Source organism: Pseudomonas sp. CM27, assembly GCF_013179515.1.
In the GTDB taxonomy this organism is placed as follows: Bacteria; Pseudomonadota; Gammaproteobacteria; order Pseudomonadales; family Pseudomonadaceae; genus Aquipseudomonas.
In genome coordinates, this window is sequence record NZ_JABMCN010000191.1 from 1 (window position 1) to 11799 (window position 11799).

Annotated in this window: 9 protein-coding genes; 1 reads left to right on the forward strand and 8 read right to left on the reverse strand. The window is 64.0% G+C overall.

The annotated features are described in order from the left end of the window. On the forward strand, positions 1-979 hold a 979-nt coding region (locus HP547_RS21035), incomplete at its 5' end, for a lipopolysaccharide kinase InaA family protein (RefSeq protein ID WP_172287336.1). Here the strand turns inward: HP547_RS21035 and HP547_RS21040 are convergent. The 8 genes from HP547_RS21040 to HP547_RS21075 form a co-directional block, all read right to left on the reverse strand. Then, positions 940-3969, reverse strand: a complete 3030-nt coding sequence (locus HP547_RS21040; RefSeq protein WP_172287337.1) for a dermonecrotic toxin domain-containing protein — start codon at positions 3967-3969, stop codon at positions 940-942. The two genes, HP547_RS21035 and HP547_RS21040, sit on opposite strands and share 40 nt — an antisense overlap. A gap of 71 nt (positions 3970-4040) precedes the next feature. Further along, on the reverse strand, positions 4041-4217 hold the full coding sequence (locus tag HP547_RS21045; RefSeq protein WP_172287338.1) for a hypothetical protein: 177 nt from the start codon (positions 4215-4217) through the stop codon (positions 4041-4043). Continuing rightward, positions 4214-5326 carry a PepSY domain-containing protein gene (locus tag HP547_RS21050; protein WP_172287339.1) on the reverse strand — a complete coding sequence of 371 codons (1113 nt, stop codon included), beginning with the start codon at positions 5324-5326 and terminating at the stop codon, positions 4214-4216. The genes HP547_RS21045 and HP547_RS21050 overlap by 4 nt, the downstream gene beginning before the upstream one ends. A gap of 154 nt (positions 5327-5480) precedes the next feature. Continuing rightward, a complete protein-coding gene (locus tag HP547_RS21055) occupies positions 5481-7913 on the reverse strand; it encodes a TonB-dependent siderophore receptor (protein ID WP_172287340.1) in 2433 nt (810 codons plus the stop codon). A 233-nt stretch (positions 7914-8146) separates the two neighbouring features. Beyond that, positions 8147-9103 carry a FecR family protein gene (locus HP547_RS21060; protein ID WP_172223049.1) on the reverse strand — a complete coding sequence of 319 codons (957 nt, stop codon included), beginning with the start codon at positions 9101-9103 and terminating at the stop codon, positions 8147-8149. Next, positions 9100-9618, reverse strand: coding sequence for an RNA polymerase sigma factor (locus HP547_RS21065; RefSeq protein ID WP_172223046.1), 519 nt, complete (start codon positions 9616-9618; stop codon positions 9100-9102). The genes HP547_RS21060 and HP547_RS21065 overlap by 4 nt, the downstream gene beginning before the upstream one ends. 227 nt (positions 9619-9845) lie before the next feature. Next, entirely contained in the window at positions 9846-10556 is a 711-nt protein-coding gene (locus tag HP547_RS21070) for a PolC-type DNA polymerase III (protein ID WP_172287341.1), read from the reverse strand. Further along, a partial coding sequence (locus tag HP547_RS21075; RefSeq protein WP_172287342.1) for a DUF294 nucleotidyltransferase-like domain-containing protein occupies positions 10553-11799 on the reverse strand: 1247 nt, incomplete at its 5' end. The genes HP547_RS21075 and HP547_RS21070, both read right to left, overlap by 4 nt.

Below are 11799 nucleotides of genomic sequence, written 5' to 3' on the forward strand. Positions count from 1 at the left end.
CCTGGACAACCTGCTGCGTCATGGCGGCAAGCTGTACCTGATCGATGGCGCCGGCATCAAGGCCGAAACGCCCGGCCAGCAGTTGTCACGCCCGCGCGTACTGGAAAACCTCGGCGTGTTCTTCGCCCAGTTGCCCAAGCGCCTGGAACCCTTCATCGAAGAGTTGCTGGTGCATTACCTGCTGGCCAACGCCGAACACGCCCTGCCGCTGGAAGCCTTGCAGAAGCAGGTGGACAAGGTGCGCAGCTGGCGGCAGAAGGATTATCTGGAAAAGGCCGGCCGCGAGTGCAGCCTGTTCAGTGTTGAACGCAGCCTGTCGGGCCTGCGGGCGATCCGTCGCACCGAGGTCGACGCCATGCTGCCGGTGCTGGAGCAGGCCGATGCGCTGATCGACAAAGGCCACCTGTTCAAGACCGGTGGTGCCGCCAGTGTTGCGCGCATCGAGGTCGATGGCCGTCAACTGGTGCTCAAACGCTACAACATCAAGAGCACCGCCCACTGGTTCAAACGCTTCTGGCGCCCTAGCCGGGCTTGGCACTCGTGGATCGAAGGCCATCGCCTGGCGTTTCTCGACATCGCTACCCCGCGGCCGCTGGCGGTACTGGAGCAACGGGTGGTGGGCCTGCGCAGTCGGGCCTACCTGGTTACCGAGTACGTCGATGGCCCGGACCTGACCGCGTGTTTCGCACCCTATGTGGAAAACGGCGACGCGCCCGAAGAGCAGGTCGATGCCCTGGTGCGGGTGATGCAGCAACTGATCCGCGAGCGCATCAGTCATGGCGACTTCAAGGGCCATAACCTGTTCTGGGACAACGGTCGGTGGTCGTTGATCGATCTCGACGCCATGTGCCAGCACGCCACCCAGCTCAGCTTCGCCCCGGCCTATGCCCGTGATCGAGCACGGCTGCTGCGCAACTGGCCGAGCGGCAGCGCGCTGCATCAGCGGCTCGACCGACTGCTGCCCAAGCTGGCCGAATAATCCGCAGGCAGCGTCAGCCAGTCGCTGCTGCGTCCTGGCTGACGCACGCGGATTCGCCATTGCCCTTCCTGCCGGCGCAGCACCGCCCAGATCGGCACGTTGGTTTGCATGTGCTCGGGGATCGCGAGCTGGTAATGTCCGGCCAGGGGGTGGTGCCGCACGTTCACCTGCTGACTGCCCAGTTGCAAAAACGGCACGCCCTGCGTCTCGAACACTTCTGGCTCCGCAGCGATCGCTGAGCCGGTGAGGCGCGTTTCCGGTTGGCACGCCCCCAGCAGCTGATTCAGGTCGGGCAGGCCGTCGTACCAGAGCAACGGCGAGTCGACGACCCAGGTCTGGTCAAGGCGGCGTTTGATCGGCAGCTTGAGGTAGGCGAGCGGCTGCTTGGGGTCGGTCGCACGCCAGCGGCTGCCATCGAAGCTGACGTTGAAGTAGCGGCCCTGCAAGTCCTTGACGTAGTAAAGGGACAAACCCGAGCTGGCGGAAGCCTGCTCGTACACCGCTTCGCCGTGCGCCCCATCGATTAGATAGCGTATCTTTGCCTCGGCTGGCCTGGCCTGGTAGCGGGACGGCAGCGGTACCGAAGGTGGCCTGGGCATGCCGCGCAACACGCGGCGCATCATGCCGGAGCCCGCGAGCGTGTTCAGCCCTTCGGTGGCATGACTGAGGGCGGCAATGGCGTGATGAAGCGCATCTTCGTGGTCATCCTCGTTGAACGCTTCGAAACCATCCCAGATCGAGATACCCATGCGCCCGAAGGCCAGCGCCATGAGTTGGCGTTGTGGCAGTACCAGGGTAACGATGTCGAGCAACAACCGCAGCACGTTGATCGAAAATGTGCCGAGCAATTCCTCGTTGCTGCGGGTGGCAGCGTCAGCTTGCGCCATCAGGTTATGGACCTCTGCGCGGTAGGCTGCATGATAGAGGTTACCGGTGATGGTCTGCTGTCGTACGTGTGAACCGAGGCGCCCCTTGACCAGGAGCTTCTCGATGTTGTCGCGGCTGGCACGGGGAAGGCGCTGGGCGACGTAATTGCGCAGGCGCTGATCGTTGCGTATCGCTCGCATCAGCCCGCGTGCGTTGGCATATTCACGCCAGTAGCGGCGGTCGGGAGCGTCCGGGGCATACACCACGATGCGCTTGGAGTTCAGGGGCGATACCAGCAACAGCACGCCTTGCAACGTCTGCTCCTGGATGAGCAACTGCTGTACGTCCACGCGCTGCTCGTTGTTGAAATAAGGGCGCGCCTGGCTGTCGGGTGCGTTGATCACTGTGCTGGCCCAGCCGTAGCCCTGCTCGAAAGTATCCAAAAGAAAATGCCCGGCGTAGCGCCCTTTGACCGCCTCGGCGTTCATGCGGGTGCGGTTCAGTTCCCCGTGCGCCCACTGCCGCCACTCGCCTTCGGGTGAGTCGAGCAACTGGGTACGTAGATAAGCCTGATAGCCGGTTCCAGCATTCAGCCGCCGCACCATCTGCCTGACCCTGGAGGGTGTAAGGGCAGGCAACGCTTCGCCATCGTGCAGGTGCACCTTTGCCGTGAGCCAGTAGTCGACTTCGAACCAGGCGATGTTCAGCAGCGCCAGTTCGTCGAGCCTGTAGGTGTGCCGAACAAATTTGATGGTGTCGCCCACGATAGGCCTGCTGGCTACCGGGATGTAACCCGTGGCGCCCGCAGTGGGGAGCGGATTGATCAAGGGGCCTGTCTGGCGCGCAACCGTTACGCTGACAAAGATGTCGCGGGGGTGGATATCCAGCCCTGGGTCACGTTGAAGGTATTCCTGCAGCCTCTCGTTTACCCAGTTCAGCAGCGAGTGTTGCTGGTTGAACTGCCCCAGCGTGAGAATCCCGGGTGCCGCCGCTCCCTGGATCGCTGCCACCTGTTGCTGCAGCGCCTGCATGATATGCGTCACGCCTTGTTGCGAGGTGGTACGCAACCAGTTGGGCAGGTGCTTTTCAAGCAGTAGCCCGTAGCGTGTGGCGAGCGGCCCGACGCTGCCGACCTGGGGGCGTATGTCCAGTGCGTCAGCCAATGCCCTGTCGAGTTGCTCGACGTTGCGTTGCAGGCCTTGTTTCCAACTGTGATGCCAGGCATGGGTCAGGCGTGCCAGCTGCGCGTCGCGGATGGCAAATGCCTGAAACTGCACCAACTCCTCCGGGTACCAGTCATAGCGCAGCTGCTCGGCCTGACGAGCGCGTTGCTTTTGCTCGGGGGTAGCCAGCAATGCCAGCAGATGTTCACTTTGCTGCGGGTCCTCCAGGCGTTCACAAAGCTCTTGATGCAGTTCGGCAAGGCTGTCAAAGGCCTCCACACCGTGCGCCACACTACAGAGAAGGGTACGGCCGACTTTGCCATGCTGGTCCAGCAGCTGGCCTTCTGCGCCGTGCTCAGTGAGTACCATGAGCCCGGGTATGTGGTTGCGCCAGTTGGGTTCGGTGGCAGTCAGCAAGGGGCGATACAGCTGTGGGCGTGAATGCAGCGGCAAATGCCTGCGCTGCCAGGGCAGCGGTAGTTCCAGGCAGGTTCTGAGCAACTGGATATGTTCGCTGGAAAGCGTCTGGTCAGTGCTGCGCAAGCGCATTTCGGCTTCGAACTGGTCACTGCGCAGCGAGGCGAGTCGCACGACACGGGTCAGGCCTGTGGCGTCGCGCGCTTGCCAATCTGCGGCCAGTCGGGCGTGTAGTTCCTGGCGAAGGGTGCGGCAGAAGCGGTCGATGCGTGAACTGAAACCAACGGGCAGGCTCAGGGCCTGATGCTCGGCGTGGCTTGGCCGGCTTCCTGCGGGGAGCTTGAAGGTGCCACCATCGAACAGGTGAAAACCTGTCAGCGTCAGCAGGTTGTAGGTGTCGAAGTAGAGCGTGCGTGCGGTAATGCCCAGGCCCGGGAACAGCTGCCCCAGGCACTGGTCCAGGCTATTTTCTACACTGCCTGCTACTGGCAGTAGCGCTGTCAGGCGCTCATCCAGCACTCGAAAGCGTTGTGGTGTGGTCATGGTCCGTGTCCTGCTCTGAAAGCGGACCATGCTGCAGGCTGGCGGCCGGGGCGATGTGTTACCCAGCTACCTCAGCGGCGTTTCATGCCCCGCACACTGAGCCAGACCGGAATGCCCAGGCCGAGCCATGACAGCGTGTCCCACCAGCCGTCACCGAGCAGCGCCGCGAACAGGCCGAGCGCGGCCAACAGCGCGAGCAGTGCCGGCCAGGCGAAACTCTGCCAGGTCGATTGCGATTTGTGGCTCATGCCCGCGCTCCTTTGGGTCTGCGCTGTTTGCCCCACCACAGGTACAGGCCGCTCCACAGTACGACAATGGTCAGCACGTCGAGCACGGCCCAGAGGATCTGCATCGGCCGCCCGCCGTAATCGCCGAAGTGCAGCGGTTGCGACAGGCCCATGGCGTCCATGTACCAGGGGCGCTCGCCGACCGCCGTGACCGCCAGCGTGCGGGCATCGATCAGCACCGGTGTGAACAGGTGGGAACTGAGGTGCGTGGCGCCGTTCATGAACACCGCGTAGTGGTGCTCGCTGGAAAAGCGCGTCCCGGGGAAGGCTATGAAGTCCGGGCGCATGCCGGGGGCGGCCTGTGCGGCAATGTCCAGCAGGCGGGTTGCAGGGGCGCGTTGGGTGAGCGGTGGGGCGTCACGATAAGGCGCAACCATGGCGGCCAGGCTGTCATTGCGCCAGGCGGCGATGACCAGGTCAGACAGCGCACTGATCACGCCGGTTACGCCTACCGTCAACGCCCAGGCCAGGGTCACCACGCCAATCAGGTTGTGCAGGTCGAGCCAGCGCAGGCGCCGGGATTTGTCGTGGCGTACCGTGCCGAACTCCAGGCGCCGCATGAACGGCGCATAGAGCACCGTGCCGGAGACGATCGCTACGATGAACAGCACGCCCATGAAGGCCAGCAGCAGCTTGCCGGGCAGACCGGCAAACATGTCTACGTGCAGGCGCAGCATGAGCATCATGAAGCCGCCGTTGGCCGCTGGCATCGCTACAGCTTCGCCAGTGCGGGCGTCGAGCATGAAGGTGTGGGACAGGTTGGGGTCGGTGCCGGCGGTAGCGGCAGTGATGGCGACCACGCCGTTGGGTTCGTCTTCGTCGTAACCGAAGTACTGCATGACCTCGCCGGGGCGATGCTGCTCGGCTTTGAGCACCAGCTGCTGAAGATCGAGGTGCGGGGTGTCTGCCGGCATCTGGCGCAGTTCAGGCGCGTCGCCGAGCAGCTGTTCGAGTTCGTGGTGGAAGATCAGCGGCAGGCCGGTGAGTGCCAGCAACAGCAGGAACAGAGTGCAGACCAGGCTGCTCCAGGTGTGGATCGCGGACCAGCGGCGGATGGTTGGGCTTTTCATCACGGTACCGATTTTTTCTGTTGGATCGAGGGGCTGCTGCGCAGCCCAATCGCCGGCAAGCCAGCTCCCACAGCGGGGCACATGGCCAGAGGCTTGCGCTGTACCTGCAAGAGCTGGCTTGCCGGTGATTGGGCCGCAAAGCGGCCCCGCTCACTCAGAACTTGTAGGTGGCGCTAGCAACAACGCTTCGCTCGTCGCCGTAGTAGCAGTAGTACGAGTCACAGGTAGAGATGTAGTCCTTGTTCAGCAGGTTGGTGGCGTTGACCGCGACCGACGCGCCTTTGAGGCTGCTGTTCAGGCGGCCGAGGTCGTAGTGCACCGAGGCATCGAACACGGTGTAGGCATTGGCCTTGCCCAGGTAGGTGTTGGCCTGGTCGCCGTAGGTGTTCCCGGTATAGCGCGCACCCAGGCCGATGCCGAAGCCGTCCAGTACGCCCGAGTGCCAGGTGTAGTCACCCCACAGCGAGGCCTGCTGGTTCGGCATCAGCTGCAGGCGGTTGCCTTTGAAGTCGCCGTTCTGCACTTCGGACTTGGCCAGCGTGTAGGCGGCAATCACCTTCAGGTTCTCGGTAACGTCGGAAACCGCTTCAAGCTCCAACCCCCGGACTTTCACTTCGCCAGTCTGGCTGGTGATGGTCACGCCACCGACGGTGTCGGTCACCGAGACGTTTTTCTGGGTCAGGTCATACACGGCTGCCGACAGCAGGGTGTTGGAACCCGGCGGCTGGTATTTCACCCCCAGCTCCCACTGCTTGCCTTCGGTGGGTTTGAAAGACTGCGTGGCCGACGCATTGGCATTGCTGGTCGGCTGGAATGACTCGGCATACGAAAGGTACGGTACCAAGCCCGAATCGAACACATAGCTGATGGCCGCGTTGCCGCTGAACTTCTTGTCCCGCTGGGTATTGGTGGCATCGCCCTGGTTGAAGAACTTGGTGCCGGTGTGCACCCAGTCCTCCCGCCCACCCAAGGTCAGGCGCCAGTTGCCAAGCGCCATCTGGTCCTGCACATACAGCCCGGTCTGACGGGTTTTCTGGTTGTAGTCATAAAACGCTGTCGAGCGGTCCGGGCGGGTGATTGGCAACCCGTATACCGGGTTGTTGACGTTGCTGTCCGGCACGTTGAAACCGAAGATCGACAGGTAGTTGGTGTTGATGCGCTGATGGTCCAGGCCGATCAGCAGGGTGTGGGTAACGTCGCCGGTGGCGAAGTCGGCCTGGAAGTTGTTGTCTACCGCGAACTGGCTGATGTCTTCATCGGTATTGGTGGACATTCGGCTGACAGTGCCGTCGTCCTGTACCGGGCCACCGGGCTGGTAATAGCTGCCGGGGGTGATGGTCTGGAACGCCAGGTCCGACTTGGTGTAGCGCAGGTTCTGACGGAACTGCCAGACGTCGTTGATGCGGTGCTCGAAGGCATAGCCAAGCGCGTAGTAGGTACGATCGTAGAACTCGTAGTCCGGGTCACCCAGGTTCTTGTGGTGGGAGATCTTGCCGAACGGCATGTCGATCTTGGTGCCCTGGATGGGGCGGAACTGGCTGGTGGCACCGGTATCGTCGCGGGTGAACTGGGTGAGCAGCGTCAGCGAAGTATCTTCGTCAATGTTCCAGGTCAGGCTTGGGGCGATGTTGTAGCGCTTGTTGTCGATGTGATCGATCTGCGAGCCGCTGTCACGGATCACACCGCTGACGCCATACAGAAAGCGGCCCTCGTCGTCGATCTTGCCGGTGCTGGCAAAGTTGATCTGACGGTGATTGTCACTGCCGTACTGCAGTTCGATTTCGTGCTCGCTTTCTGCCTGCGGACGGCGGCTTACCATGTCCAGCAGGCCGCCGGGCGGGGTCTGGCCATAGACCGAGGACGCTGGGCCACGCAGCAGCGCCAGGCGGTCGAGGTTCCAGGTTTCGGCTTTCGGGTTGGCGTACACGCCGCGTGGCAGCGGCAGGCCATCCAGAAACTGGGTGGGCTCGAAGCCGCGCACACGCATCCAGTCATAGCGCGTGTCGCTGCCAAAGCTGGCGGACACGATCCCTGGCATATAGCGCACGGCGTCATCCAGGCTGTGCACGCCGCGGTCTTTCATCTGCTCGCGAGTGGCAACCGAGATTGAGCGTGGTGCTTCGACCAGCGCGGTGTCTGTCTTGGTGCCGGCGGCAGTGCGATTGGCCAGATAGCCTTCGACCGGGCCCCAGGCGCTTTCGCTGGCGCTGGACGCATTCACCGTGATTTCCGGCAATGCCAGGCTGCCATCCGGAACCGCCACCAGACTGTAGCTGCCGACGCTGCTCTGCTGCAGCTGCAGGCCGGTGCCGCCCAAGGCGGCTTGCAGGGCGCCGAGGCCGTCGTACCGGCCGCTTACCGGGGCCGAAGTGCGGCCGTTGACCAGGGCTGGGTCGATGGCCAGGGCGATACCGGCCTGGCTGGCGATCTGGTTGAGCGTGGTGGCCAAAGGAGCGCTGGGCAAATCGTAGGCGCGCGGTGCGGATTGTTCGGCGGCGAACAGGGCAGGGCTGGCCAACGGGGCGCCAAGGCCGATGGCCAGGGCCATCAGGCTGGGGCGCAGGATACGATCAACGGCACGGGACATGCGGCGGTTCCTCGACGGGTAAGTGCTTGCTGCTTCCTTGCCGAGCGAGAATTGAAAAGTGACAGGGCGAATCTGAAAAATGTTGAGAATTATTTAAAGTTGATTAGCGCATGTGCCGACCCTTTCGCGGGTGAACACGTGCCCACAGGGACATCTCGATTTCAAATGCGGTGAGATTGACGTGGAGCGGGTTTATCGAGGCGTCGAACCGCCGCGAACAGGCCAGTACAGGTTTACTTGGAAGTGACGGTCACCCACCACTGGGTATGCCGCTCGATCTTCACCGGCAATGCCGGCACCAGTGATGCCAGTGCCAAATCGGTGTCGGTCAGTGGGAAGCTGCCGGTGACGCGCAGGTCGGCCACCTTGGCATCTACCCCGAGGTAGCCGCTGCGGTACTTGCCCAATGTGGCCAGCAGGTCGCCCAGTCGCACGTTGTCCACCACGAGCATGCCGCGGGTCCAGGCATCGGCACCGGCTGGCACTTGGCCGACCAGGCCCAGGCCGTTGGCGTCCATCAGTACCTGCTGGCCTTCGCGCAACACCTGTTCGTCACCACTGTTCAGGGGCTTGGCAGCGACGGACGCCTGCAGCACTTCCAGGCGTGTGCCGCTGGCTTCGCGGCGCACCAGGAAGCGCGTGCCCAGTGGCCGCAGCCGACCATCGTCGGTGCGTACCAGCAGCGGGCGAGGGTCGTGATGGCCGGTTTCGACCGAAATCTCGCCCTGATGCAGCACGATCACCCGTTGCTCGCCCTGGAAGTCGATGTCCACGGCGGTGTGGGTATTAAGGCTCAGCAGCGTGCCGTCTTCCAGGCGCAGGGTGCGCAGCTCGCCGGTGGCGGTGCGCTGATCGGCCAGCCAGTAACTGGGTGCCAGCGCCGGTGCGCCAACCCAGGCCAGCAGCGAGCCGAGCAGCAACATGCCGGCCAGGCCGCCGCCGGCCTTGGCAACCCGACGGCGCAGGCCGACGCGAGACTGCAGCAGGGCCTGGCGGGCCGGGCCGGCCGCTACACTGACGCGCTGGTCCATGGCACCGAGCTGGCGCCAGGCGCGGGCGTGCTCTTCGCTGGCCGCATGCCAACGCATGAACTCACCGCGTTCGTCGGGCGTGCCGCTGGCGTCGTCCAGGCTGAGTTTCCAGGCGATGGCGGCTTCCAGCACCCGTGATGAAACCGGCGCGTTGCTCACGTCGGCTGCCCATACAGGGCCACATAGCACTGGCGCATGCCCTGGGCGATGTACTGGCGTACCCGCGAAACCGAAACGCCCAGGCGCTCGGCGATTTCGGCATGGCCCAGGCCGTCCAGGCGGTTGTGCAGGAACGCTGCGCGGGCTTTGCTGGAAAGCTTGCCGAGCAGGCGGTCGATGGCCTTGAGGTCTTCGAGGATCAGGTGTTGCACTTCAGGGGAGGGCTGTTCGGCTTGCGGTATCAGTGCCAGCTCGGCCAGGTAGGCCTGTTCCAGCGCGGCGCGGCGGAAGTGGTCGAACATCAGCCCCTTGGCCACGGCGGCGAGAAAGGCGCGGGGCTCGCGAGGCGTGTCCAGCTGCTCTCTGCCGAGCAGGCGCACGAACGTGTCCTGGCTCAGGTCTTCGGCACGTTGGCGGCAGGCCATGCTGCGTTGCAGCCAGGCCAGCAGCCAGCCGCGGTGGTCGCGGTACAGTGCACCGACCAGATCGGCGTGTGGGCTGTGTGCAGAAGACAAGCAGCGTCCCCCTGGAACGTATGTATTAACTAACGATAATTATTCGCGATTGTTGCAGAGGGGAGGGGGTGGGTGCAATGGACGCTTATCGGATTGCCAGCATGGCACAGGCTGCTGGCCCTGTCGCCGGCAAGCCAGCTCCCACAGGGAACGCTTGATGCCGGGCCTTGTGTAGTACCTGTGGGAGCCGACTTGCCGGCGACAGGGCCGGTTCTGTAGATCAGTATTTACAGGCCTTGATGGTTGACCTTGCGCCGCCGCCACCCGCGCAACCGCTGCTCCAGCTGCAACGGGCTGTCCAGTTGTTGCCGCCGCGCCTGGCTGAACAGAATCAGCGCCAGCTCCGCAGTCACCTGCGCATCGGCGCTGGCATGATGGCGCTCATCCACCTGCAGCCCAAACCGCGCCACCCAGTCATCCAGCCCGGCCTCGCGCAGTACTGTGTCGGGGTTGAGCATCGGCGCCAGCTCGGCAACATCCAGAAACGGCGATTGCAGGCGATAACCCAGGCTGTCCTTCAGCGCCCGGCCCAGCATGCGCTGGTCGAACGGCGCGTGAAATGCCAGCACCGGGCTGTCGCCAATAAAATCGAGCAGGTCCAGCAACGCCTCGGCCGGGTCGCAACCGGCAGCCAGGGCGCTCGGCCCCAGGCCATGGATCAGCACGCTGGCGTTGGTTTTCTGCAATGGCCGATGCAGGGTGCGTTCGAATTGCTGGGCAAAATCGATCGCACCGTCCTCGATGGCCACGGCCCCGATCGACAGCACCTGGTCGCGGTTGAAGTTGAGCCCGCTGGTTTCCAGGTCCAGCACCACCCAGCGCTGCTCGCGCAAGGTGCACACCCCCAGCGGCGCGGGTTTGGACAACCGGGCCAGGCGCTGGCGCATGGCGGGGGCCAGTTCGGGCGCACTCGGGCGCAGCCAGGCGAACAGGCTCATAGCTGATACCGCAGGGCCAGGCTGCTTTGCAGGCGCTGCGCCTGGCGCAGGGACTCGCGCAGGATGCGTCGGTCCAGCAGGTTGAGGCTGTCCGGGTCGAGCCGGTTGGAGTACGGCAGGTTGGCGCGGGCCTGGCGCTGGTGCTGCTGCATGCGGGTTTGCTGGATGAAGTGGTAGGCCTCTTCATAGGCGGCGCCGTCCAGTGGCTCGATGACGCCCTTGGCCACCAGTTGGCGCAAGCGTTCCAGCGTATTGCACGCACCGACGCCATTGACCAGGGCCAGCAGCCGGGCACCATCGACGAAGGGCGTCAGGCCTTGGACCTTGAGGTCCAGGGTGGCGGCTTTGTCGTTGCCCTGGCGGGTCAGGACGAAATCGCGCAGGCGGCCCACGGGCGGGCGTTGGCGCAAGGCGTTCTCGGCCAGCATGCGCTGGAAGATGCGGTTGTCGGCCACCTGCTCGAGCAGGCCCTGGCGCAGTTGCTCGCAACCTTGCTCGTCGCCCCACACCACGCGCAGGTCGAAATAGATGCTTGAACCCAGCAGGTTCTCCGGGCTGGCCTCGCGGACAAAACCGGCAAAGCGTCGCGCCCACTCACTGCGCGACAGGCACAGCTCTGGGTTGCCGGCCATGATGTCGCCTTTGCACAGGGTAAAGCCACACTGGGCCAGGCTTTGGTTGATGTATTGGGCCAGCGGCAACAGGCGGGCGCGAATGGCGTCGGCCTCGGCGCGGTCGGCGGCCTCGAAGAGGATGCCGTTGTCCTGATCGGTGTGCAGGGTCTGCTCGCGTCGCCCTTCGCTGCCAAAGCACAGCCAGCTGAACGGCACACCAGGGTCGCCGCGCTCGGCCAGTGCCAGCTCGATCACCCGGCACACGGTGTGGTCGTTGAGCAAGGTGATGATCTGGGTGATCTGCGTGGACGACGCGCCGTGGGCGAGCATGCGCTCGACCAGCTGGCTGATTTCGCCGCGCAGCGAGACCAGCGTTTCCAGGCGCGGTGCATGGCGAATGGTGCGCGCAAGGTGCACCAGGTCGACCCGTTGCAGGGAGAACAGGTCACGCTCTGAAACTACCCCGCACAGGCGCCGGTTTTCAACCAGGCACACGTGGGCGATATGCCGTTCGGTCATGGCCATGGCCGCGTCGAAGGCACTGGCCGTGGGGCTGAGGTAGAACGGCCTGGCCGTCATGTGGCGCTCGATGGGTGCACCAAGCTCGGCATCGGCAGCGGCCACTACCT

Bases quoted from the DNA above. Each gene is read 5' to 3' on its own strand.
- HP547_RS21040 (WP_172287337.1), bottom strand. From the start codon at position 3,969: ATGACCACACCACAACGCTTTCGAGTGCTGGATGAGCGCCTGACAGCG.
- HP547_RS21045 (WP_172287338.1), bottom strand. From the start codon at position 4,217: ATGAGCCACAAATCGCAATCGACCTGGCAGAGTTTCGCCTGGCCGGCA.
- HP547_RS21050 (WP_172287339.1), bottom strand. From the start codon at position 5,326: ATGAAAAGCCCAACCATCCGCCGCTGGTCCGCGATCCACACCTGGAGC.
- HP547_RS21055 (WP_172287340.1), bottom strand. From the start codon at position 7,913: ATGTCCCGTGCCGTTGATCGTATCCTGCGCCCCAGCCTGATGGCCCTG.
- HP547_RS21070 (WP_172287341.1), bottom strand. From the start codon at position 10,556: ATGAGCCTGTTCGCCTGGCTGCGCCCGAGTGCGCCCGAACTGGCCCCC.